This is a genomic window from Pedobacter sp. MR2016-24, from assembly GCF_026239655.1.
Lineage (GTDB): Bacteria > Bacteroidota > Bacteroidia > Sphingobacteriales > Sphingobacteriaceae > Pedobacter.
In genome coordinates this window covers 614,748-639,931 of sequence record NZ_JAPIVO010000004.1, presented here as the reverse complement: position 1 = coordinate 639,931, position 25,184 = coordinate 614,748, and the positions used below count along the sequence as shown (strand labels likewise).

Annotated in this window: 20 protein-coding genes, 1 tRNA gene and 1 pseudogene; 11 read left to right on the top strand and 11 right to left on the bottom strand. The window is 41.1% G+C overall.

Going from position 1 to position 25,184, the window contains the following annotated elements; all coding sequences use genetic code 11:
* The first annotated feature begins 66 nt into the window (after window positions 1-66).
* The 4 genes from OQX62_RS13695 to OQX62_RS13680 all read left to right on the top strand — a co-directional run bounded on the left by OQX62_RS13695 (window position 67) and on the right by OQX62_RS13680 (window position 2,768).
* Window positions 67-153: transfer RNA gene (locus OQX62_RS13695), tRNA-Ser, on the top strand.
* A gap of 74 nt (window positions 154-227) precedes the next feature.
* Window positions 228-1,022: a Fic family protein gene (locus OQX62_RS13690; protein ID WP_265832099.1), complete on the top strand. Its 795-nt coding sequence runs from the start codon at window positions 228-230 to the stop codon at window positions 1,020-1,022.
* 317 nt (window positions 1,023-1,339) lie between these two features.
* Window positions 1,340-1,927, top strand: coding sequence for a Crp/Fnr family transcriptional regulator (locus tag OQX62_RS13685; protein ID WP_265832098.1), 588 nt, complete (start codon window positions 1,340-1,342; stop codon window positions 1,925-1,927).
* An 88-nt stretch (window positions 1,928-2,015) separates the two neighbouring features.
* Window positions 2,016-2,768, top strand: coding sequence for an SDR family NAD(P)-dependent oxidoreductase (locus tag OQX62_RS13680; protein ID WP_265832097.1), 753 nt, complete (start codon window positions 2,016-2,018; stop codon window positions 2,766-2,768).
* Window positions 2,769-2,879: 111 nt separating this feature from the next.
* Here the strand turns inward: OQX62_RS13680 and OQX62_RS13675 are convergent, their stop codons facing one another.
* Entirely contained in the window at window positions 2,880-3,887 is a 1,008-nt protein-coding gene (locus tag OQX62_RS13675; RefSeq protein ID WP_265832096.1) for a type I glyceraldehyde-3-phosphate dehydrogenase, read from the bottom strand.
* Window positions 3,888-4,043: 156 nt separating this feature from the next.
* Here OQX62_RS13675 and OQX62_RS13670 point away from each other — a divergent pair, with 156 nt between their 5' ends.
* Both OQX62_RS13670 and OQX62_RS13665 read left to right on the top strand, forming a co-directional pair.
* On the top strand, window positions 4,044-4,883 hold the full coding sequence (locus OQX62_RS13670) for an acetolactate decarboxylase (RefSeq protein ID WP_265832095.1): 840 nt from the start codon (window positions 4,044-4,046) through the stop codon (window positions 4,881-4,883).
* A 195-nt stretch (window positions 4,884-5,078) separates the two neighbouring features.
* Window positions 5,079-7,379 carry a sensor histidine kinase gene (locus tag OQX62_RS13665; RefSeq protein ID WP_265832094.1) on the top strand — a complete coding sequence of 767 codons (2,301 nt, stop codon included), beginning with the start codon at window positions 5,079-5,081 and terminating at the stop codon, window positions 7,377-7,379.
* A gap of 53 nt (window positions 7,380-7,432) precedes the next feature.
* On the opposite strand, the gene OQX62_RS13660 is transcribed toward OQX62_RS13665, so the two are convergent.
* From OQX62_RS13660 to OQX62_RS13645, 4 genes are all read right to left on the bottom strand, one after another.
* Window positions 7,433-9,220, bottom strand: a complete 1,788-nt coding sequence (locus OQX62_RS13660) for an amidohydrolase (RefSeq protein ID WP_265832093.1) — start codon at window positions 9,218-9,220, stop codon at window positions 7,433-7,435.
* Window positions 9,221-9,243: 23 nt separating this feature from the next.
* A complete protein-coding gene (locus tag OQX62_RS13655; RefSeq protein ID WP_265832092.1) occupies window positions 9,244-9,933 on the bottom strand; it encodes a hydrolase in 690 nt (229 codons plus the stop codon).
* A 175-nt stretch (window positions 9,934-10,108) separates the two neighbouring features.
* Window positions 10,109-10,981, bottom strand: coding sequence for an alpha/beta fold hydrolase (locus tag OQX62_RS13650; protein WP_265832091.1), 873 nt, complete (start codon window positions 10,979-10,981; stop codon window positions 10,109-10,111).
* 211 nt (window positions 10,982-11,192) lie between these two features.
* Window positions 11,193-12,086 carry an alpha/beta fold hydrolase gene (locus OQX62_RS13645; protein ID WP_265832090.1) on the bottom strand — a complete coding sequence of 298 codons (894 nt, stop codon included), beginning with the start codon at window positions 12,084-12,086 and terminating at the stop codon, window positions 11,193-11,195.
* A 536-nt stretch (window positions 12,087-12,622) separates the two neighbouring features.
* Between OQX62_RS13645 and OQX62_RS13640 the strand changes: the two genes are divergently transcribed.
* The 4 genes from OQX62_RS13640 (at window position 12,623) to OQX62_RS13625 (ending at window position 17,634) form a co-directional block, all read left to right on the top strand.
* Window positions 12,623-13,615, top strand: a complete 993-nt coding sequence (locus OQX62_RS13640; protein ID WP_265832089.1) for a sensor histidine kinase — start codon at window positions 12,623-12,625, stop codon at window positions 13,613-13,615.
* 12 nt (window positions 13,616-13,627) lie between these two features.
* Window positions 13,628-15,601, top strand: a complete 1,974-nt coding sequence (locus tag OQX62_RS13635; RefSeq protein ID WP_265832088.1) for a sigma 54-interacting transcriptional regulator — start codon at window positions 13,628-13,630, stop codon at window positions 15,599-15,601.
* A 189-nt stretch (window positions 15,602-15,790) separates the two neighbouring features.
* Entirely contained in the window at window positions 15,791-16,630 is an 840-nt protein-coding gene (locus tag OQX62_RS13630) for an alpha/beta hydrolase (RefSeq protein WP_265832087.1), read from the top strand.
* A gap of 77 nt (window positions 16,631-16,707) precedes the next feature.
* Window positions 16,708-17,634 carry a LysR family transcriptional regulator gene (locus tag OQX62_RS13625; RefSeq protein WP_265832086.1) on the top strand — a complete coding sequence of 309 codons (927 nt, stop codon included), beginning with the start codon at window positions 16,708-16,710 and terminating at the stop codon, window positions 17,632-17,634.
* Window positions 17,635-17,827: 193 nt separating this feature from the next.
* On the opposite strand, the gene OQX62_RS13620 is transcribed toward OQX62_RS13625, so the two are convergent.
* The 4 genes and pseudogenes from OQX62_RS13620 to OQX62_RS13605 form a co-directional block, all read right to left on the bottom strand.
* Complete coding sequence (locus tag OQX62_RS13620) at window positions 17,828-18,439, bottom strand: pyridoxamine 5'-phosphate oxidase family protein (RefSeq protein WP_265832085.1); 612 nt, start codon at window positions 18,437-18,439, stop codon at window positions 17,828-17,830.
* Window positions 18,440-18,460: 21 nt separating this feature from the next.
* Window positions 18,461-18,796: pseudogene (locus tag OQX62_RS25115) on the bottom strand (DUF1348 family protein); the annotation flags it as partial.
* Between the two features lie 323 nt (window positions 18,797-19,119).
* Window positions 19,120-20,223 carry an MFS transporter gene (locus OQX62_RS13610; RefSeq protein WP_265832084.1) on the bottom strand — a complete coding sequence of 368 codons (1,104 nt, stop codon included), beginning with the start codon at window positions 20,221-20,223 and terminating at the stop codon, window positions 19,120-19,122.
* A gap of 173 nt (window positions 20,224-20,396) precedes the next feature.
* Window positions 20,397-21,410, bottom strand: a complete 1,014-nt coding sequence (locus OQX62_RS13605) for a proline iminopeptidase-family hydrolase (RefSeq protein WP_265832083.1) — start codon at window positions 21,408-21,410, stop codon at window positions 20,397-20,399.
* Window positions 21,411-21,818: 408 nt separating this feature from the next.
* On the opposite strand from OQX62_RS13605, the gene OQX62_RS13600 reads away from it, so the two are divergent.
* Complete coding sequence (locus OQX62_RS13600) at window positions 21,819-22,595, top strand: alpha/beta fold hydrolase (RefSeq protein ID WP_265832082.1); 777 nt, start codon at window positions 21,819-21,821, stop codon at window positions 22,593-22,595.
* Between the two features lie 738 nt (window positions 22,596-23,333).
* On the opposite strand, the gene OQX62_RS13595 is transcribed toward OQX62_RS13600, so the two are convergent.
* Together OQX62_RS13595 and OQX62_RS13590 are read right to left on the bottom strand one after the other, a co-directional pair.
* Window positions 23,334-24,251 carry a helix-turn-helix domain-containing protein gene (locus OQX62_RS13595; RefSeq protein WP_265832081.1) on the bottom strand — a complete coding sequence of 306 codons (918 nt, stop codon included), beginning with the start codon at window positions 24,249-24,251 and terminating at the stop codon, window positions 23,334-23,336.
* A gap of 56 nt (window positions 24,252-24,307) precedes the next feature.
* Window positions 24,308-25,135 carry an SDR family oxidoreductase gene (locus OQX62_RS13590; RefSeq protein WP_265832080.1) on the bottom strand — a complete coding sequence of 276 codons (828 nt, stop codon included), beginning with the start codon at window positions 25,133-25,135 and terminating at the stop codon, window positions 24,308-24,310.
* Between the last annotated feature and the right edge of the window lie 49 nt (window positions 25,136-25,184).

Below are 25,184 nucleotides of genomic sequence, written 5' to 3'. Positions count from 1 at the left end.
ATTTTGCAAATAAGATTGAATTACTATATTTGCAATCCCGAAAAACGGGTAACAATTTGAAATAACGGAGGGATGCCTGAGTGGCCGAAAGGAACAGTTTGCTAAACTGTCGTACTGGCAACGGTACCGAGGGTTCGAATCCCTCTTCCTCCGCTGAATTGACAAAAAGCCTGCAATCATACGATTAGCAGGCTTTTTTGTTTATCTTGTAATTTACAAAGGGAACAATGGCTGAAATAGATTTACAAATAGTACCCCAGGATCTGCTTGAGCAATATAAAATGGTTGTTTTCGACGAGTCCTTATCAATTGCATTTAACCAATTAGAAGATGCTGAACTTTCTACCACCGAATTCAGCTTCTACACTTCAGTAGCCTCGGTGTATTCCAGTAAAATTGAAGGCGAAACCATAGAATTGGATTCTTATATCAAGCACAAGCGTTTTCATATTGAATTTCAACCTGATTATACCCGTAAAATTGATGATCTGTACCTGGCATATCAATTTGCTTCAGAAAACAGACCAGGAAAAGAAAGCTTTGCAGAGATGCATACCCTTTTAGCAAAACATATTGTATCTAACAATTGGCTGGGCCAGTTTCGGAATCAGAATATGTTTGTTACCACTAAAGATGGACGGATTGAATATGTAGCAGCAACACCTTTTGACGTACCATTCTTAATGGATAAACTATACGCCGATCTGGAAATATTGCTGGATACTGAATTGACTATTTCAGAAACTTTCTTCTTTGCCAGTTTACTCCATCTTGTATTTGTAAAGATTCATCCCTGGAATGATGGAAATGGAAGAAGTGCCCGTTTGTTCGAAAAATGGTTTCTGGCACAGAAACTAGGGTATAAAGCCTGGTTTATCCAATCCGAGAAATACTACTATATGCAACATGAGACCTACTACAATAATATCAGGGTTTTAGGTTTAGAATATCCTGATTTGGATTATTCAAAAGCTTTACCATTTTTATTGATGTTACCAAATTCTATAAAACAGGAAGAATAAGGTCTGGAATTATTCATTTTTGAATTGAAATTATAAATAAAGACTCAATCAGTTAATGGACTTTATAAAATAGTCTATGTTGCGTTCAAAATGGAGGTTTCCGCAATCTTGGAAATTATTAAATGAAGCCTTTCCCCCTCGGACGGTACTAAATATGACCTGAGAATATCCAACCTACGAGCGGAGCGCGCGAAATTTCAACGCTTTGATCAACTGTTTTTTCCACAACTGAATAAGAACAAGTTTCAATAGCTAAAAAAGCGGCAAAAATAAGTTGAAAGTTTTATTTTTGAAGATTCTACTTAAGAACCTTAAAAATGCATAACTATCAAGCACTGTTCGATTACGTTCAAAAGCTTTCCGGCAAAACGCTTTCAGCAGATGATCAGCAAGTATTTATTACGCATTTCAAACCCAAAAAAATCCGGAGGCGACAATACTTTTTGCAGGAAGGGGATGTATGTAAATATACTGGATTCATAGTGAAAGGGGCTGCAAAGACGTTTACGGTAGATGAAAAAGGACATGACCATATATTAAAATTAAGTGTAGAAAACTGGTGGCTGGCCGATTTTGAAAGTTTTTACAAATTGACACCAAGCCGCTTTAACATAGAAGCGCTGGAGGATATGGAGATATTACAGATAACCCACAGCCTGGTAGAGGAATTCATAAAGCCCATTCCTGCCTTTTCAGCGATGCAAAACGTGCTTAGTCAAAATTATACCATAGCTGCCCAGAAAAGAATGCAGTCTTCCATCAGTCAAACTGGCGAAGAACGCTTTCAAGAACTCGTTAACGATTATCCGCACTTTATACAGCGGTTCCCGCAAAATTTAATTGCTTCCTACCTGGGTTTAACCCCTGAAACCTTGAGTCGGATCAGGAAGAACTCCTTAAAATAAATTGATCTTTATCAAGTGTATTTAATGACTTATCATAAGATCCAGTTCGTCGCGCAGGTGCATCTTTGGGTTAACATTAAAAAGGATCATGAGTAAATTAAAAAACAAAGTAGCCGTAATTACAGGCGGCAATAGCGGTATTGGATTTGGTATTGCCGAAGCATTTAAAAATGAAGGTGCTGCCGGAGCTATTATTGGCAGAAATCATCAGACTTTAGAAGATTCAGTTGCTCAGCTTGGCAATGATTTTATAGCCATCAATGCCGATGTAACTAACCTTACCGATTTAGAAAGGGTATTTAAAGATACAGCTAAAAAATTCGGCAAAATAGATGTACTGGTAGCCAATGCCGGTGCAGGAACAACCGGAACTGTAGCAGATGTGAACGAAGCTGATTACGACAAGACCATGGATCTTAACCTCAAAAGCGTATACTTCACCGTGCAAAAAGCGCTGCCTTATATGAATGACGGAGGGTCTATAATTCTTATCGGGTCAAATGCTGCACATCGGGCATATCCATCCTTTGGGCTTTATGGCGCTGCAAAGGCTGCCGTGATTTTTTTAGCGAAAAGCTTTTCAAACGATTTGCTGGAAAGAAAGATCCGGGTAAATGTAATCACTCCGGGTACTACAGACACACCTGCATTTGATAAGTTCGTTCCTGCGGAACATATCGAAGCTGTAAAAACACAGTTTGCAGGTGTAATGCCGATAGGCAGGATCGGGCAGCCATCAGATATTGGTAAAACAGCAGTTTTCCTTGCTTCTGAAGATTCTTCTTTTTTGCTTGGCTCGGAACTTCTTGTTGATGGAGGCATGACCTACTTAGCTAAGTAGGTCATATTCACTGGCACGAGTTCTAACTGGTGCCAGTGAATATGAATTACATAATCCCGTGATATATCCTTCAAATAGGATGATTCTCCTACGGAGAACCAGACATCAGGTCTAAATCCTCGCAGCAATATATTGAGCCACTTCGGCCAGACGGTTGCTAAAACCCCATTCGTTATCATACCAGGTAGCAATTGACAAAAGATCTCCCTGTTTGGCTGTTAAATTCATGTCGATTATAGAAGAGTGCGGATCTGCGACTATTCTTGCTGATGACCATTGATCCTCCAGTACATCCAACACCCCTGCCAAATCTGATCCGGATGCGGCTCTGCGAAAAGCATCGTTTACCTCCTCTACCGTACAAGATCTTGTAGTGACCAGATTCAGCTCTGCTATGCTGCCTGTTCTTGTAGGAACACGATATGCTTTACCCGTAACTTTTAAATCGCTCCATATAAATTGCAAGGCTTTCGCGGCACCTGACGAAGAAGGGATGATATTTTCTGCTGCTGCCCAGGAATCCCGCAGATCGGGCATAGGCTGGTCCGTTAGCGACTGAGAGTTGGTGTAGGAGTGCACAGTGGAAAAAAGACCATATTCTATACCAAAAGCCTCACGGATTACCTTAATTGGAGCAGCTAGCGCATTTGTTGTGCAACTGCCCATACTGATTATGTGATGCGCAGCAGGATCGAAATGATCCAGATTTATACCCTTTAACAGAACAGCGTCGCAATCCGCCAGTGACTTGCTCGGTGCACTGACCAATACATATCTGACTCCCTGATCAATATGAGCTTGCGCACCTTCCCTCTTCGTAGCCCTGCCAGAGCAATCCACAACCAGGTCAACCCCCATTTCACCCCAATTGGGTATGCCTTTGGAAGAATCGATGTAAGAAATTTCATTTTCATTTAAGATGAAGGCAGTGTCTGAAACAGCTACAGTTCCATGCCAGCGTCCATAATTGGTATCTACAGAGAACAATGCACCAAGTGTTTTGACGTCTTTCACGTCTGCCACTGCATGAGGGGTGAATAAACTGTTGTCTAGCGCGATTCTTAAGAATTGCCTGCCAATCCGTCCAAAGCCATAAATGGCAATCTTTTTCATCATCATAATTTCTAATTATTAGCTTTAGATTTGAAGTAATTTTTCACTACCAAATTTATTCAAGGCCGAACAAATTGAGTCATCACTCATTCAATAACTATTATCAGCTTTCTGATATAAGCAGGACATTGCAGCATAAAATCTATTTCCGTATTTTACCAAATGAAAAACAGGCTGGTATTCTTCGCATTCTTTCTATTTGTTCATGCTGAGTTGTTAGGGCAATTGCCTTACCGGTCTGAAACTAGCGAGATAAAGCAGGATAAACGAGAGTTGATGCATAACGCTAAACCAGGACTCTTTCAGTATGGCGTAGCCAGCGCCTTTATCGATGGGCTCTACGAAGGACAATTATCTATAGATCGATTGACGCAGCAGGGAAACTTCGGCATCGGTGCGCCAAATTACATTGATGGAGAACTGACTATCGTGGACGGAAAGGCTTATCAGAGTAATGCGAAAGGACAAACTATCGAAGCCTCAAAAGTTCTTATGACACCCTTCGCATTCGTGACAACCTTCAGGGCAGACACAATAAGTTACTTATCAGACGTTCAAGACCTCAAAGATCTATTTGCCAGGATAGATAAGCTCCTGCCTGATCCTAATGCAATTTATGCCATCTGTATCAAGGGAACATTTTTAAATATCCGCACAAGGGCTTTTCCACCAATCCGGCAAAAGCCATATAAACCTCTTGCTCAACTGCTCTCTGAGCAAAGATTCTTTGAGTTAAAAGAAACAGACGGTGATATGATCGGATTTTACATTCCAGGATATCTATCGGGAATAAATATTGTTGGCCTGCACTTCCATTTTTTAGCTAAAAACAGGAAATCCGGGGGACATGTAGTTAACGTTCAAGCGAAAGAACTTGTTATAGAATTTGCTGAACTAAAAGAATTTCACCTGCTTCCGCTGGATTCTGAGGATTTTAAAAAATATAAGTTTGAAGGAATTAACAGCCCGAACTTGCAAAAAATAGAGAAAGGAAGTAATTAAGAATTTCCGGTTCATATTTTCAAATACCAGCACTGGAGCAGTACCATGCTTTGAAATTTCTAAAATGCCAGGAATGAGGGGCCAGTATGATGGCAACATTTCGTAGTTGAATATGATTTTACTTTTAATTTCTTATTATATATTATCTTTATCGGACATAAACTATAAAGTTTTAGCATGTAATTTCTATACATAATGAAAAATGCGTTCTTATGCCTTTTCTTGCTACTTATCACTATACCAACGCTCGCGCAGGACAGTTATCTGGAAGAATTATCCTTACCTGAACTGAAAAACCGGTTAGCATTGAGTAAGGGTGATACTGATAGGATCCACATTGAACTCGCATTGGGAAGAGCTATGATCCTTAAATCGGGCAGTGGAAACAAACAGGCTGATTCAGCGCTCAGTTTGGCAAATGATGCCAAAAAACTGAGTCAAAAATTGAAATACAATGATGGAACCATCGACGCAATGATTCTTTATGCGCTCTGTATTAATAAAAAAGGAAAGACCGATGAAGGTTTCCGACTCGCTCAGCAAGTACTTAAGTATTCAAGAAAAGTAAAAAATAGTCGCGGAGTAGCAGAAAGTCATATTTTAATGGGTAACCATTTTGACATTTATACTACGGATGGGCTCCTTAAAAGAATATCCTATGATAGCATCGCCATCGCTATATTTAAGAAGGAACGGCTCTTATTCCGGCTAAGTTCATTGTTAAAAGACTATGCAGAACTGCTGTTACTGGCAGAACGAAAAACAGATGCGGTAAGAGTACTCTTCGAAGCATTGAACGTCGCAAAGTCAATAGGTTATAAACAAGTTCATAGGGTATACTGGCTGCTTGGCAGAACTTCGAATGAGATGGGCGACTTTCCAAATGCTATAAAATTTAATTTATTAGCGATTAAAACAGCAAAAGAGGTTCAGGACAAGACATTGCAACTTTGCAGTATATATTATACAATGGCTGTAACCTGTAATAACATGAATGATTTCAGCCGCGCTATTCCCTATTCATTGCTTGCCTTAGAAATTGCTAAACGTCACAACAATCAGGATTACGTTGGAACAGTTTCTATGGTGTTAGCCACAGCCTACACCCGGACTCAAAGGCTTGGCAAAGCGCTCATATTACTTAACCAAATACAAAATCATGCACAGAATGTTCTGGACAGTATTGATGTGACGAACGGTTTTATTTATAATCTTACTTATGCAGGGAAATACAAAACAGCCGAACGTTACACCAAACAAGTCAGAATTTTATTAACAAAAATTTCACCTGAAAACTATGATCAGGTACGGGGCACTTATGGCGTTTTAGCTCAATATTATTTACGCACCAAACAATATGCATCTGCTCAATATTATAACGACCGTTATGCTGAAATCGTAAAGCGGATCAATTCGGCCTCAGGCATACTGAAGACAGAACAACGTTATTATGAACTTGACTCTGTCAGGGGGAATTTCAGGTCAGCAATCGACCATCACCTTCTTGCCCAGAAAATCAAGGATTCTATAGATAATGTGACAAAAGCTTACCAGGTGTCCCTTCTGCATATTGAGAATGAAACAGAACAGCGAAACAATGATATCGAGACGCTAAAAAAACAGGCAGAACTAAAAAACAGTCAATTAAAGCGCACTCAATTGTTTCAGAAGGCAATAATTTCAGGAAGCATTCTCTTATTCATTATAACGGCACTACTCTATAGCCGCTACCGATTAAAACAACGCAGTAATGCACTTTTATTGAAACAGAAATCAGAGATTGACCAGCAAAATATTTCTCTTCAGCGCCTTGTTTCAGACAAGAGTCAGCTTTTACAGGACAAAGATAGACTACTCTTTGAAAAAGACCTGCTTTTAAAAGAGGTTAACCACAGAGTTAAAAACAACCTGCAGATTGTCATGAACCTGCTGCAATCACAATCCGTATATATGTCAAACGAAGGAGCGCAACAGGCCATTTTGGAAAGTCAGAATCGGGTTCGGTCGATTGCACTTATTCATGATCAATTATACAAAACTGAGCGCATTACAGAGATCAACCTTTCCACATATTTCAATGAATTGATTCAATCATTGAACGGCTCCTTAAATCAAAAGGAGAACAATATCACCCTGGAGTGGGCCATCGATGACATCTCTCTCGATGTTTCCCAGGCTATTCCAGTAGGTATAATTTTAAATGAAATTGTAACCAATGCAATGAAGTACGCATTTCCGGATAATCAGGCAGGAAAGATTAGCGTTCTTGTTAAAAAAACAGGAACGTCTATAGAGATGCAGATCAGCGATAATGGAGTAGGATTACCCGCCGATTTTAGTTTTGCAAATACAACTACACTCGGAATTACACTTTTAAAAGGTTTGACGGCGCAGCTTAAGGGGACTTTCTCAGTAGAAAATTATGAGGGACTGACCATTGCTTTAAGATTCCCTATTGAAGTCCCTAACGTTCAGGTACAACTACTTGACACATAAGAAGTGAAACCTTAACTGGAACAAGTTATCTCAAATTAACGCACTCAAAAGAATTAATTATGAGGGTAGCCTCCGTAAAAATTTACCGGGCTCCAGGAGGGCATCGCCTTTGGCATATCAGATGCGTATTGTTTATATTCACCAAAACCGTATACTACCTTGCCATTTAAAATAGTCAGCTCTGAACGGATATTTTTAATTTTAGTTTCGTACACATTTAGATAGTCTTCCGAAAGGATTACCAGATCGGCCAGATAACCCTTTTTAAGCATTCCCCTGTCCTTTTCCTGATGGATGAGAGATGCACTGCCCAGAGTGTATAATTTAAGCGCCTCCATCCTGTCAAGGCGGTTTTCCTTTGCAGCAAATTCAGTCCCCCCTACAGATTTTCCACTGACAAACTGGTAGATGCCGATCCATGGGTTATAGCTGGAGACCCTCGTTCCGTCAGTTCCGCCGCCAACCCTGATTTTCTTTTCCATCATCCTGCGTACAGGAGGAGTATTAAGCGCGGCTTTTTTCCCATATCTTGAAATAAAAGTTTCCGCCTGGAATGCCATACGGTCCTGAATCGCGACTCCCCCATCAAGTAACTTGATCCGGTCGAGATTTTCGTCGCTGACCGTCTCCGCATGGTCAAAAAACCAAGTAAGACCATTTAACGGTGTTTCTTCATTGACTTGTTCGATCACATTCAAAAAACGGCTGATACTTTCGTTATAGGTAGCATGTAAACGGAATGGCCAGCGATGTTTAACAAGTTCTGTTATGACTGTTTTCAATTGTGTTTCCATTACTGCCGGGAGTTCCGGGCGAGGCTTGATAAAGTTTTCAAAATCGCCGGCTGAAGAGACCAGGTTTTCTCCGCCCCCCTGAACATTATATTCAGTTGTTTCGATATTTTTATCGGCATTCCCACGATGTTCCGTGATCTCGACCATACTGATCCACTTAATATAATCTTCCAGTTCTGTACCCGGTTTCTGCGCAAAAAGATAATAAGGTAGCCTGACGGTCAGTTCACCTTTTTTAGCTAACAGGTCAGTAATGCCATAATCATCAGGAAAATTCTGAAAGCCTCCGCCTGCGTCCATCACACTGGTGACTCCAAGTGAGTTCAGCTCAGACATGAAGAGTTTAGTAGAATTGATTTTTTCCTCTGGACTTAGCTCCGGCAATTTTGATAAAGTTGAATACAAAATAAAAGCATTAGGTTCTGCAATCAAAAGTCCGGTGGGCTGGCCGGACGCGTCTTTTTGAATAAGGCCGCCGTCAGGATTTGGCGTATCGCCTGTAATGCCCAGTTTTTCGATGCCCGCCTTATTCAAATAGGCCTGGCCATACAAATAAAGAATGAAGGTGGGGGTCTGTCCTGTTGCTTCATTTATCTCGGCTAAGGTAGGCAGGCGCTTTTCCTCGAACTGGTACTCGGTCCATCCGCCTACCACCCTTACCCATTGTCCTTCTGGCGTCCGTTCAGCCTGTTCTTTGAGCATCGCCAGCGCACGTTTCAGTGTTTTTACGCCATCCCAACGCAGCTCTGTATTAAAAAATCTCCCCCCTCTTATCACATGAAGGTGCGAATCATAAATACCCGGAACCACCGTTTTACCTTTAGCATCAATCAGTCGTGATCCGCCGTGTTTGAAGCGAAGCATCTGCCGGTTGTTCCCGAGGGCGAGAATCTTGTTACCAGTAATGGCGATCGCCTCCGCTGTAGGATACTGATCGTCAAGAGTGAGAAACTTGCCGTTTATGATGATCAGATCGGCTTTTTCCTGGGCATCAAGTACGCTGGTAAAAGCAAGTAATACGATGATTGTAATTACGCTTAACTTCATGAGGTTACCTATTAGTCTTTGTGTTAGTGTTTAATCATTTCCTGTCCATATTGAATACCTATACCGTAAGCGCCGCCGTATTTTTTAACCAGCTCAGTCGTGGCTTTATAAGTTTCTGATCTGGCCCAATCACGTTGCAGCTCAAGCAAATATTGCATAGCAGTAATTGGGTGGGCACCTGCCTGCACCATTCTGGTGACTGCCTGATCGTGCGCTTCTTTAGATACATCACCACAAGCATCTGTAATAAAGTAAACGTTATACCCTTCACTGATAGCAGATAATGCCGGGCCTACGATACACACACTTGTCCATAATCCTCCTAAAACTATTGTTTTCTTAGCCTTCCCTGTAATTGCCTTATATACATTTGCATCCTCCCAGCTATTCATAGTGGTTCTGTCAAGAAAGGTCGATGTGGCCTGGGGATAGCTATCTGTTACTTCCGGGAATACCGGTCCGCTGAATGATTTTGCCGCAACAGTCGTTACTATAGTAGGTATATTGAAGATCTTTGAAGCACCCGCAACAATTGCCGTATTACTGCGCAGGAGTTCAATGGGAATATTATTGGTCGCGAAAGCCATTTGACTTTGGTAGTCAACCATAACCAGCAAATGATTGCCCGGATTTAGCAATGCCGGACTTGGCTTTTGAGAAAAAGCATATAATGAAGTCAGGGAAATGATGGATGATAAAATTAGCTTTCTCATTTTTGTATTTTTTAATGTATGTAATCTGTTATCGTGTATGGATTGCCCCAGGGCGCCGTTCCCAGGCATTTTGTTTTGCAATTATTTTAACATCTCATTGCACAACTTATTGATTTAAAGCTCCCCTGCAGTTTGCAGGAGAATGCTTTCAAGCGAGTCTTCTAATAAAGATGTGCTATTGTTTAACCTTACGATCCAGGAAATCCTTAATCGTCTCAGCGATCTCATCGCCATGGCTTTCCAGAGCAAAGTGACCGGCGTCAAATAAATGATATTCCAGATTTTTGACATCTTTCTTATAAGCTTCAGCACCACTTACCGGAAAGATATAATCGTTTTTCCCGTAGACAATCAGCATTTCAGGGTTATGGTCGCGAAAGTACTGCTGCCACTCTGGATATTTGGGAGGGTTAGTACCGTAATCATAAAACATGTCCAGTTGTATCTGTCCGTTTTCTGGTCTTTCAAGGTGTCTAAGATCTATCTCCCAGTTGTCGGGGCTGATGACTGAAGGGTCAGGAACACCATGCGTATACTGCCATTTCAAGCCATCCGGATTGTGAAAAGTACTCAAGGTATGTTCGGCCTCTTTATTATTATGGTCTGCCCAGTAAACTTTAAACGGGTCCCAAAAAGTTTCCAGTCCTTCTTCATAGGCACAACCATTTTGCACAATAAGCGTATCGATCCTTTCAGGATGTTTCGAAGCAATACGCCAGCCCACAGGTGCGCCGTAATCCATCAGATACAAGCTGTATTTGGTAATATTTAACTTGCTTAGCAACTCTTCAATTATTATCGAATAATTATCAAATGTATACTCAAATTCCGCGATAGGTGGCTGTTCACTCCGGCCGTACCCGGGGTAATCTGCTGCGATCAAATGATACTTGTCCGATAACTGGTTGATCAGGTTCCTGAACATAAAAGACGATGCCGGATAACCGTGCAGTAATACAAGTGTAGGCGCATCTTTCGGGCCTGCTTCCCGATAAAAAATGTTGACACCATTGATGTCGATAAAGTGGTAAGAAGTCTGATTCTTCATGATTTTTATTGATTAAATGATTAAGATGTAAGGATAAATTCCACCCCATAACTGGTCATTACTAGTGGTATTCAAATGTAAATGCTCTCTAATGTTTCTGTATATCACGCTAATTATACATGTTATTATTAAATTGATACATAGATAATTAGCACGGTATAACAAAGTCCAAGAGCAAGTCTTCAGTGGATAAACTTTAAAACTATCTATCTTATTCGCCGGCATTCTTCTGCATAAAAGAGCGGATCAGTTGAGCTACTTCAATTCCATATTCTTCTAATAAAAAATGTCCTCCGTCAAATAAATGGATTTCGGCATCTGGCAGCTCCTTCTGATAAGCCAAGGCACCATCACCGGGAAAAATAGTATCATTTTTCCCCCAAGTGATCAGCACAGGCGGCTGTTGTTCCCGGAGATATGCCTGCCATTCCGGATATCTGGGGAAATTGCTGCTATAGTTGTTGAAAAGAATCTTTTGAATGGCCTTTTTGCCTGGCTGCCCGAAAAAATAATGATCCATATGATAGCTATCAGGATTGATGCGTTCTGTATATAAGGTGCCGGAAACATATTGTGACTTTATGCCCTCCAGCGACATCATAAACTCAATTGCCGCATCAAGGCCTGCGAAATCCTGCGCATTTGTCATCTTACCAATCTTAAGCACATCAGGCCCAAGGCCTTCTAAAAATATATTGGCATTTTGAATAATCAGATTTCTGACCAGTTCAGGTCTTTTTTTTATGATCCTGAAACCTACCGGGCCTCCGTAATCCTGCATATAAAAGCTCATATGCTGAAGCTTTAAAGCATCGATGAACTGCTCCATAATCTCTGCGAGATAGTCAAAGGAGTAGTCAAATGCCGAAGGGTCAGGGCAATCGCTATAGCCAAAACCGGGATAGTCAGGCGCGATTAAATGATATTCATCGGAAAGCAGTTCGATCAGGTTGCGGAACATGTGGGATGATGACGGAAACCCGTGAAGTAATAAGATTGTAGGATTGCCAGGATCTCCCGCTTCCCGGTAAAATAAATCCAGGCTGCCGATCGCTTGAGTCCTGTAACGAACCCGACATGCATCATTGTTTCTAGCTATTTTCATATTTTTTTTATTTTCATGAATAAAATTCCGGTAATCAACAGGCTAAATTTAAACTAGGAGTCATTTAAGGAATAGTAAAGCTTCCGGTCTAAATTAAGTTGATCACAAGAGATTGGAATACCATTTATATAGTAAGTGGTATCAATTTTATGATAAGTTAAGCGCTGCCTTTTGTTGATACCCAACCTAACCCATAGTCGAATGATCATGCTGATAACAGTTATAATTCAACTTATAAAAGTTATGGATTATGAAAATGTTATGATTATTAGGTTTGATCTAAGCATACACGATGCTATGGCACATAGTGATTTATTGAAACATATTGCCATGGCCCTGATTTTCAGGATAGCTTCAAATGATTGTTCTTTTCAACCCTATGTATATTCCGTTAAATTTAACTTCCGAACCTGATGGGCTTTACGGCAATAAGTAAGATGCTTCACCGTCATCTGTTTTTTATAAGCGAATATTCGGTATATTCGTTACTTAAGATTACAATCTGGCTCAGCTGGCGATATTTGCAGAAATCCGCTATGAAAATTAAGTCTCATAGCATCACTCAAAAAGAAATTGCGCCACTTTTCCGAATCGTCTTCTTTATGCTGGTATGTATGACCGAAGCACATGGACAGCCTAAAAATAGCGGATCATCAATCTTTGCTCAACATAGGCTTAACATCACTAAAGGACAATTAGAGCAGATCATGGTATGGAACGCTAATAAAAAAAGAGACATGATGCGTGCATGGGGCGCATTTTTGCTCATCATTGGCTTTCTTCTATTTAAAATTTCACGAAACACGTTAAGTTATAAATGTTCATTACAGGCGCAGCAGCGGGAACTTGACCAGAAAAACAAATTTATAGAGAGGCTGAGTAGTGATCAGGAAAGACTGTTGAAAGAAAAAGAATGGTTAATTAAAGAAGTGCAGCACCGGGTTAAAAACAACCTTCAGATGGTCACCAGCCTGCTATATTCCCAATCCGTTTATTTGGAAGACGGTGCAGCCATACAGGCAATTAAAGATAGCTTGCGACGTATACAGGCGATGTCCATCATCCACCAGAGACTCTACCAGGACAAGCTTACGACCACCATTTCCATGCCGGAATATATCAGGGATCTGGTACAATACCTGCATGGAAGTTTCGATACAAGTAACCTCATCGTTTTTGAACAGTCGATAGAACTGGCAGAGCTTGATATATCGCAGGTTCTCCCCCTGGGGCTAATCCTTACAGAGGGTATCGTCAATGCAATTAAGTATGCTTTCTTTAACAGACAACATGGGATCGTGCGCATAAGTCTGAGACACGATGGGCCGGAACATTTGTTGCTGAAGATTTCTGATAATGGGATTGGTTTACCGGTGGGTCTGGATATAACAGCACTTCATTCCCTGGGTCTGGATCTGATTCAAGGATTATCTAAGCAATTAAAAGGGAACTTCCAGATCGAAAACGATAGTGGTGTACACATCACTGTTCGGTTCGCCATTGTAAATATAACCAGTCGTGAACATTAATAGTTAGGATAAATGGATATACATAAAAAAATATTGATCGTTGAAGATGAATTTGTTGTAGCAAATGCCCTGCGTTTAACTTTGCTGCAAGCAGGCTACGAAATTACCGGCATCGCTTCTTCAGCGGAAGAGGCTGATCAGCATCTGCAAAATCAGAAACCGGATTTCGTACTTCTGGATATTCAATTAGACGGGAACCGGTCGGGTATTGACCTGGCCATGAAGCTAAACGAAAATAATATTGCCTTTATTTATTTATCTGCAAATTCGAATCAGAAAGTACTGGAGGAAGCCAAGGCAACTGATCCCTATGGGTTTCTGGTTAAACCATTTAGGGAAAAGGATTTGCTTGTTACGCTTGATATTGCCTCTTACCGGCAAAGGAACGCATTAGATTCAAGAATACAGCAGGAGGCGCTCTTGCGAAAACACTTAAATGACATTAGTAATGAAACTTCAGATGCCAGACATAAACTTTTAAAAGTTGCGCAGGCGATAAGGGTGTTTATACCGTTTGATCTTATTATTTCAGGTAGAAGCCCGGTAGAAGCCGGTCAATTTCCGGATTCCGGATATTTACGTATTGGGTTTGATGAATATCAGTATATTGGTGAAGGTGAATTAATGACCGTTGCAGGTTTGAGTAGCAGCAGTCTTTCCGGGATCATCAAAAACAGTCACTTTTCAACTGATAGCCCTGGTTATGAAGGAATAACAGACGCAAAAACACTTTTTACCCCTTTGCAGAAATTATGGCATAACAGTTTTAAGATGAACTCTTCTCTTATTTTCTCTGTCGTGACCAGCCAGGGGTCAACCGTAAATTATTGCTTTTGTAGTCGGGAGCGCGGTGTATATACGCAAAAACATTTAGCGATATTAAAACTGTTTAAGAAATCTTTGGAGGAGGTTACTGGCAAAATGCTGCTGGCGGTTAGGGTATCGCCTGCCATAAAACCCATGACGACCGGTAGTGATGATGACAAAATGCAGAGTCGCCAGGAATTCGGAGGAATTATTGGAAAGCATCCGCTATTACTGGCCGCATTAGATTTTGCCACCCAGGTAGCACCTTACAATACCTCCGTTTTGCTCCTTGGTGAAAGCGGGACTGGAAAAGAAAAAGTAGCACATGCAATTCATGCACTATCATCCAGGAAAAATAAGCCTTTTATCGCAGTCAATTGCAGTGCTATACCATCCACGCTCATAGAATCAGAGTTATTCGGCTATGAAAAAGGAGCTTTTACAGGGGCTACTGAAAAAAGAAAAGGCAGGTTCGAACAAGCGGAAGGAGGCACTGTTTTTTTGGATGAGATCGGAGAGTTACCTTCAGAAATGCAGGTTAAATTATTACGTGTTTTACAGGAAAAGGAAATCAATTATATAGGCAGCAATATGCCTAAAAAAGTAGATGTCCGTATTGTGGCCGCTACTAACCGCAATCTCGAAAAAGAAGTGGCTGAAGGCAATTTCAGGCTTGATCTGTATTATCGTCTGAATGTATTTCCCATAACTTTACCGCCATTACGAGATAGAAAAAGCGATATCGTGGCTTTAATCGACTTCTTTGCCCGTAAGTTTTGCGCTGAGTTCCAGATAGCGTTCAAAGGTATCTCGGCTTCGATGACCAACGCAATGCTCGCTTATCACTGGCCGGGCAATATTCGCGAGCTGGAGAACGTAATAGAGCGTTCTGTCATTCTCAACGCAGGAAATTCCGAATTGCAATTAATTCAGCACCTTCCCGGTTCTACAGCGGAGCAGTCCCGCAAGAGCGATACGCAAACACTTGAAGAAGTGAAGCAAAATCTGCGGGAAACAGAAAAAGCTTATCTTGTATCTATTCTCAAAAAAACAGAAGGGCGGATTCGCGGACGCGACGGCGCAGCAGAATTACTAAATCTTAAGCCTACGACACTTGAATCCAGAATGGCCAAATTAGGTATTAAAAAAGAAGACTTTCCAGGCCCGGCAGCGAACTAATTTCATGACTCCGATATTTTCGGAGTTCCATCCTGATCATCTCCGAAAATATCGGAGCTGATCAGGTATCTTCTTTTTACTCTGTTTTACAACATCATTCAAATAATTGATTATCAGTAAATTAATTAAAAAAAATAGTGAAACTATGCATTTTAATATTTACGGCATGTATTTGACTATGCTGTAATTATGGAATCGAAAAATCAACCACAAACAGCAACATTCATTAATCAGAAAGGTCTGCATATTTTTTATCGAAACTGGATACCTGAATTTAAGCCGAAGGGTATTGTCCTTATCATTCACGGCTTAAATTCTCACAGTGGATATTATCTTGAATTTGCTGCCAGCCTTGTAGAAAATGGATTTGAAGTGTACGCGATGGATCTTGCAGGTCGTGGACGTTCTGAGGGCGAGCGATACTATATCGGGGATTATCACGACGTGTTTGCAGACATTGATCGGATAATAGAGATTGCCAGTTCCGCATGTCCATCGGCGCCTCTATTTCTGTTTGGTCATAGCGCAGGTGGCGTTTTTGCGTCTTCTTATGCTGTTCGGAACCAGCCTAAATTGCGGGGTCTTATTTCAGAAAGTTTTGCATTTCAGATTCCTGCACCTGCTTTCATCCTTGCGACAATTAAGTTTCTGGCACGCATCATACCGCATACACGGCTGATCAAACTAAATAATCAGGATTTTTCACGTGATCCATCACTCGTGCTTAAAATGCACAAAGACCCCCTGCTGGAAAAAGAGAAGCAGCCCGCCAAAACCATGCAGCAACTTTTACTTGCAGCTGAATATTTGAAAGAAGAAATGAACTCACTTGAACTTTCCATCCTTATACTGCATGGCACGGCAGATAAAGCCACTAGGCCCGCAGGGAGCGAGTATTTCATGGAACATGTATCTTCGGCTGACAAACAGCTTAAATTATATGAAGGCCATTATCATGACCTGCTAAATGACAAGTATAAAGGAATCGTCTTCCGGGATATCCTAATTTGGCTGAATGAACGCGTCTAAATGATCTGGGCAGCAATTAAATATAAGTAGGGCTACTACCTCTAAAATAAAATTAAACACCTTAAATCATACAAGCAATGATCAATTTAGAATGGTTCAGAACCTTTAAAGTCATTTATGAAGCAGGAACATTGTCTGCAGCAGCACAGGCCTTATTTATTTCCCAACCAGGGGTCAGTCTTCATTTAAGTTCGCTGGAATCGTATGCGGGTCACCGTCTTTTCGACAGGGATACCCGGAAAATGATAGCGACAGAGCGTGGGACTATGCTCTATAACTTTATTATAGACCATATCAACAAGCTCGAAGAGGCAGAGCATAATCTTCACCGTAAATCTAAGGTAGAAAAGCCGACAGTTAGTATAGGGATGTCAATAGAAATCTTCCAGCATATACTCGAAGCACATATTTCCGAATTACCCTTTAACCTGATTACCAGGTTCGCTGATTACCCTCAAATGCTCCAGGAGCTGAACAGCGGTACCCTGGACTTCATCCTGACTCCCCAGAAAGGCACGCAGTATAATCTTGAATATAAGCCGTTCACTAAAGAGCGGATCGTGTTGATTTGTGGCAACCAGACGGACACCACTGAACTCGATGAACTTGTACTGAAAGACGAACGTACGGAACTAAAGGAGTGGCTTTCCGGTCAGATTTGGTATACCACAGCGGCTGAGATGGAACACCTTAAACGTTTCTGGTTTGCCAGCTTTGATACTTTACCGAGCTTCAGGCCTAAATATGTTTTACCCTCTCTTGGTTCAATCCTGCGCTGCCTCTCCAATGGTAAAGGTTTTGCAGTAGTGCCTGATTTCCTTTGCGGTAGCGGGATTGCAGCCAATGCAGTAAGGCTGGCCTGGGAAGGCAGTCCGCCGGTTGAAAACACCCTTTATTTTGGGAAACGTAGAACTACTGCCTATCCGGAAGAGATCAAATACCTGGAAGAGATTGTAGCCAGGAACTGGCCGGTGTGTGCGGAGCTGTTGTCACCGGTAAATTGAGATCTGCTCTTTTCATTCCCTCGGCTCATACTGCGGCCTGTCACGAAAAAACTATTGGAAATTCATATGACTGACTATTAGGTTGACCTGCCACTTAGCGGCAAGCAAACCTGATAGTCCGTTGATAATTTTGAATTATTGAGCACTATTACTGCTGATCAGCTGGCTTGGTGGGCTCCGGCACAAATGAAATTTATTTGCCACCCAACATCCGCAAACGCCTCAGCTCTTCCTCAAGAGATTGTACATATCCATTCCGCTCCGCGAATGCTGACTCTATTTCTTCTACGGTATATCTCGGGGTGATATGTTGCGGGCAATTCCAACTGTAACCTTTTACCGAAAAAATTAACATTCTTTCCGCCTTGTGTTGGTACTCCTCAGGGTCCATCAGTTGAAAAAGATCAGGATTTTCCGAGATTCCGACGATTTTTATATCTGCGAACAACTTCAGCCGGGCTCTTTGCGGATAGTCCATCATGATCAACGACACTTTAGAATTGTCGGCCGCATTGCCTGCAGAGATATACTGTTTATTACCACTGAAATCGACCAGCCCGATTGTGCAGTCATCCAGCACTTTAACAAAACCTTTTGGCCCTCCGCGATGCTGTATATAAGGATAACCCGATTGACTGATACTGGCCATATAGAAGCTATCCCTATTGTTAATGAAATCCACTTCGGCTGCAGTAAAGCCTTCTTCACCGTAACCTTTTTCCATCCTCTCGTAAGCCATACGGCTCCCATATAACTCTTGTAATTTCTTCACCGCTTCCGTAAATGCTATCTGCTCGTAGTTCATAATCCTCGTCTCCTCATCAGATCATAATGCTTTGTCACTTTCTCGGATGGCGAGATCATTGATACTGGCATAACGTTTTCGCATCAGACCATTTTCATCAAATTCCCACAATTCATTACCATAGCTTCTGTACCATTGTCCGGCTACATCTTGCCATTCATATTTAAAACTTACCGCTATCCTGTTATCCAGGAAACTCCATAGTTCTTTTTTCAGCTTATATTTAAGCTCTTTTTGCCATTTGTTGTTTAAAAAGGCTTTTACTTCCTCTCTACCATTAATGAATTCTGACCGGTTACGCCATTCTGTATCGATCGTATAAGCAAGGCAAACCCGCTCAGGGTCGCAGCTGTTCCAGGCATCTTCTGCTAATTAAACCTTTTCCATTGCCGTTTCCAGCGTAAATGGCGGTAGTGGTACTCTTTGTTCCATAGTATTAATCATTTTATTAGCAATAACTTGTCTTTTTACGGGCTGATACCATTGATGTGATGAACAGCCGCATTAACAACCCTTTATTTGCAGGCAATTTAGTCAGAGAATTATTAAATAATCAGACTTCTGCGATTAGAAAATTCATAAGCTTTATAATTAAAATGATAATTGCTTCACAGTAGCGCCAGAATAAAATTTACCGGCTCAGGTATTTACGCTTAAGTGCTCTGGTATTAAGTAACAGACTATAGCAGCCGGGAAGCAACCCACACGCGTGGGGAAATGTAAGCCAGTGCTAACACTAATAATATCAATAAAACCATAGCGCCCCCCAAATTAACGTTAAGTAAAGCGCTCATTATTAAAGGCCCTGTGCCATAGCCTGCAAATAGAATCCCAGAACCTTTAGCGACAAGCCTTAAAGCTGACACACCCCGGGCTGGCAGTTTAAGTATTCCTATAAAAAGTGGCTGACTACACCCAAATCCTACGGATATAATGCTCAACAAGCATTCCGCCAGCCATAATGGCAAATTCCCCATCAATACCGCCAGACCGGCAATGGTGAGTCCAAGTGCAAAGTAAAGTATGGTAATGACTTTTTTATCAAGTTGATAACGGTACATCAAAATGGTAACAACAAAACCAGGCAGGCCGAAAATGAATAAATCAGTAGCAATATGAAATTCATCCAGGCCGTATTGTGTCGTAAAATAGTAACTGATCCAGACAAATACACCTGAATGAAACACACCTGTTAAATATACAAAGCCGTAGATATATCTGCTTTTCCAGTCAGATCCTATCCTTCCTGCCACTTTCCTCACGAAAGGAGTTATTCCATTATCCTGTTTTCTCTCCCTCAGAAAATAAAGTAGAAAAAGTAATGCCACTAGTATCGTGATACACTGATAAAGGCATCGCCAGCCAATTACACCATTTAACCAGCCCCCTAAGCTCGGTCCGAAAGTCATACCAGTCGCCAACGCAAAAATGATCAAAACCATATGCTCAAGCGATCGCTTTTTCCCATAAGGCTCTACAGCCAATAGTAAAGCCGAGGGCAGCATGAAACCTGTACCAAAACCCTTCAGAACCCTAACCAGCAAAAACGTACTTGCGGACGTAGTTATACTGAGCAAATAGGTACCTACACACAGTAGCACCAGAGATATTAAAAAGCATTTCCGGAGATCTACTGCAGGCTTAAAAAAAACCATTCCTGCCGCAGCAATGGCAAAAGGGATTGCAAATGCAGGTATAGCAAGGTTTACCAAAGAAGAATCGAAATCTTTCGCCAGCGTTGGAAGTAAGGGAGCGACAAGATAGGCCTGGAACATTAGCAGCATACACGCTATACCAGGAATTATACCAGAGTCTGGAAAAAATTGTTTTTTATGTTCAGGTTGCATGAATCAAATTTCGACTGGAATAGATATAGCTGTATATTATATAACTGATAAATGATATTAGCACATTCATGTAATTTGGAACCCGCGATAGCGATATACGCTCTGCTCTTTTATTTGGGATCAGCCTTAAATGTGCCCTGATTTACTTCTTTCAAAAATGTCGTCAGGCTATTAAAGTAGCGTTGCTGGTCATCATACATAGACATATGGCTCCCATCAGGGCATAGGTAGGTCCGGCTATTTGGCAGTAATTTTCCCTCTTTTCTCATACTCGCCGGATTCATTTCATCATGGAGCCCACCCAATACCAATGCAGGAATTTTAATATTGGGCAGTCTGGACCAAAAATCCCAGTTTTTAAAGTTACCGGTGACATGAAATTCGTCTACACCCTGCATTTGCACATAAATTGTTTGATTAGCTTTTTTAAATGCGCGCATCAATGGCTCCGGCCACTTGTCAAGAGGCATGCGACAAATCACTTTGGTATAAAGTTTATCCATCAAAAGTTCCGTGTATTGCGGTGTTGCATAAGCTTTACGCCGATCCAGGGAATCATACAACTCCCGGTCACGGGTACTAAACAACTTGGTTTTAAGGCCAGCTGTGTAAGTAATATAGTCGCCAATACCCGCAGTCATATTTGAAAGTACAACACCTTTTACGTGGGATTGGTATTTATCCAGGTATTCCAAAGCTAACATACTTCCCCAGGAATGCCCTACGATATAGAAACCATCCAGCCCCAGACCTTTTCGTACCTGCTCTACTTCTTCGACATACCGGGGGGTGTTCCATAAAGACGTATCGGCCGGTATGTCAGAATTACCGCAACCCAACTGGTCGTAGTAATAAATCTCGATGCCTTCCTTCGGTAAAAAATCATCGAAGCACTCCATATAATCGTGTGAAAAACCCGGCCCTCCATGTAATAGCAGGACTTTAATTTTTCCATCTCCAACCTTTTTAGTCCACACCTTGTATTTGCCATCAACGGTGATGAGTCTATTACCACCTGTTTTGATACTGTCAGCAACTACACTACTCAGAGCTGGCGCAACCGGTTGGGGCTCATTACAAGCAAATAAGGCTGTTACCGCAATCAATATAAATTCTTTTTTCATAAGATAAATGTTAAAAAATAAGAGTAAGCAACAGTCTGTTTCCTTTTTGCTTAAGGCATAAATGCACGTGTTAACAGTCATAAACAATGATGCAGTCCGTTTTGCAAATCCCTGTTCACAACACTGAAGAAACAAAGCACAAATAACTGAAAAACAACACCTTGAAAAGATTATTCATCTAATAACAGTTATTATCATGGTGATGGCAAAATGAGCTGTATAGTCATAAAAATCAGATACTTTCGTCAACATAATGCTAATCCTTCTGTTGCTAAGCGACTTCGTCAACCATGTGGTCTTTTAGGGGATACCGAGTTGAGCAACTGACTCACTAACCCGGATTAAAAATTATTATGTCTGAAATTAAAATCGAAAATCATGAAAACAAGAAATTCAGAATTCATCACTATGACCGTATCAGCACTTGTGATCCTGCTGATACACGCTTCCTTTTCGGGAATAGCCCAGAAAAAACCAATACTTGATCAGGAGGAAAAAGCGACAATTATTCTGGTTCACGGTGCTTTTGCAGATGGCTCGTCCTGGAATAAAGTGATACAGATTCTTCAAAAAAAGGGTTATCAGGCGATTGCTGTTCAAAATCCGCTCAGTTCTTTAACAGATGATGTCGCAGCAGTAGAACGTGCCATCTCAGAAGTTAAGGGAAAAGTTGTGCTGGTAGGTCATTCCTGGGGCGGCGCAGTCATTACAGAGGCCGGTAACAATGAAAAAGTTAAGGCGCTGGTGTATGTTGCAGCCTATGCGCCTGGCGAGGGCCAAAGCATTGATAGTCTCAGCAGAGAAGCATATGCGGAAAGGATACCAAACGTACCTGGATTTTCCGATCCGTTAATAACCGACGGATACATTCGTCTGAAGGAAGAAACGATCATCAAATATTTTGCGCAGGACTTGCCTTTGCAGGAAGCCAAAAACTTAGCCGCCGTCCAGGGTCGTTTCCATGTAAGTACGTTAACAGCCAACATTAGCCATGCGGCTTGGAAAAACAAACCCAGTTCCTATATCGTAGCTGATAATGATCTTATCATATCGCCACAACTCGAAGCCGAAATGGCAAAGAAGATAAGTGCGACCACTTATCATATCCCCGGCAGCCACGTTGTGATGCTTTCCAAACCGGCAGAAGTAGCAGAAGTGATCATTAATGCCTCCCATATCAAATAAGCCTTAAATCATGGGAAAAATAGGAAATCTTATCTCTTGCCTGCTATCAGCCCTGTATACATATATATTGTTTAACAGCTATGCTTTAGTTATTCATTACTTTCGTTAAAGAAGATTTAAGAGAAGTTTTTGTCACCCGATAAATTAAGCCCCGGATCAGTCTAAGCTAACAAACTTATTTTTAAAGCATTGAACCTAAGGTCCGACAGGTTTAATGCTTTTTGCATATCTAGTTCCTTCATAGCGTGCTTTGGGTAGGCGCTTAATCCGTTCATGATAAAATCAGGTTGCGTCAATACTGCTTCCAAAGTATTACTTAGTTGAAAAGCATGGACTCAGCATGGATGGATGATGCTAAGAGCATGTACTGATCCAGACGCGACCCCAAGCGGACTATAGCCCTACCTATATTTTAACTTCGTGTAATTTTAAACATTTCAAAGACAATACGCTTAGTTATTTCTCGCGATGCCAGAAGTGGTCATTCATTGTTTACGAGATTAAATCTGCTAACACAAATTCAATTTTTCCATCTTTGAATGTAAGATCAAACATTCCACCAACTTTACCTTCAGGAAAATTATCTGTAAATTCTACTTGCAAATGGCCCTGATTTCCATCTTAAACCAATAAACTCACTTTTTTAATTCGTCAATCAGTTTTTCAATATTCCTTTCCTCTATTATATGTCTCATCCATATTTCGAACTTCGCCAGTATTTTGATCGGCCGATAAATCCTAATTAAATGACTGCCGAAAATCAAGCGGTGATAGCTTGGTTTTTTTCTTAAACATCCGGTTAAAGGATTGCGGATGTTCAAAACCTAATTTGTAGGCAATCTCGCTAACCGTTAAGCTAGTGACTGTCAATAATTCCTTAGCCTTTTCAATCAGCTTTTCGTGAATATGCTGCTGCGTATTTTGGCCGGTAACGGTCCTCAGCATATCACTTAGATAATGAGGAGATACATTTAACGGGCTTGCCAACTGGACAACCGTTGGTAAACCAGTTAAAGATGGCTGATCACTATCAAAGTATTCGGAGAGCGTGGCTTCAAAACGAACCAGCAGATCGTTAATACTCGTTTTACGTGTGATAAACTGTCTGGTGTAAAAACGCTTGCTGTAATTCAGGAGCAGTTCGACCTGTGAGACAAGAACATCCTGGCTAATCTGATCAATAGCCGATTCAAGTTCAGCTCCTATGTTTTCAAAGATTCCGATGATCACCTTCTTTTCCTTATCTGAGAGGTACAAAGCTTCTGTCACACCATACTCAAAAAAGCCATAATTCCTGATATGTTGCCCCAGGGGATGACCCAAAATAAAATCCGGATGTATCAGTAAAGTATAACCTCCATAGTCTGCTTCGTTTTCCAATGCGCTAATCACCTGGTTGGGCGAAAAAAATGATAAGCCACCTTCATCGAAATCATAATGACTTTGCCCGTACTTAATTTTTCCGGTAAAATCCTTTTTATACGAAATTTTATAAAAATTAAATACCATTCCCTTCTGCAAATCCGCCGTATCAGCTTTAACATCACTATAATCCACCAAACTGATCAGTGGATGCAGCGGTTTCGGTAATCCCAGCGCCTGATGTAGTGCTGAGATCGAATTGAAAAACAACGGTTGTTTTGGTGCTATTTTCATTTGAATGAGTTAAAAAAGGGATGAATAAAATGTATTACCCATCCCCTATCGTCGTTTTAAACTGTAACCGATTGATATGGACTTTTCAGGTTCAGGTAGGCTGTTAAATCCTTACGGAATGCTTCAGGCCCCTGTGCAAGTCTTTTGCCATAGATCCGCACCGCATCGTTTCCTGCGGGATAAGTTAACTGATCTTTTTCATCCGTTGCGGCGAGGTACACTACCTCTGCAATCACGTCCGGTTCGGTAAATTCCATTAATGTGCCATCCTGAAACCCCTCCATCATTTTCGCCATCGTGTCTGCGTAGTCTTTATCTTCTGTTACTTGCATAGCTTTGGTAAATTCCGTTTTTATCCCACCCGGAGCTACATTTTTAATACCTATACCAAATTGCGCAAGGTCATATGACATACTCTCCGCTAATCCCTGTAATGCCCATTTTGAGGCGTTGTAAATAGCAGATTGCGGGTTGGATGTTAATCCGCACAGTGAGGTGGTATTGATAAACAAGCCACTGCGCTTATTTTTAAAGTAAGGTATAAATTCCTGAATAACCCAAACTGTTCCAAAAAAGTTGGTTTCAAATTGTGCCCTGATCTGCTCTTTGGTGTTGGACTCTACAGGACCAATCAGTCCATAGCCTGCATTATTAAAAACCAGATCAATGTCGCTCAAACTAATGGCCTGCTGTACAGTTTCTTTGATTTGTTCAGCATTCGTGATATCCAGCGGCAGCAAGGTTATATTTTCCATCTGGCTTAATTCCTTCTCCTCTTCAGGTCTGCGCATGGTAGCAATTACTTTCCATCCTTTAGACTGAAATAATTTAGCAGTTGATTTGCCTAATCCGGCTGATGCACCGGTGATAAAAATAGTTTTCATAATTTCGGTTGTTATTTACCTTACAAAGGTGCAGCTGCCTGGATTTCCT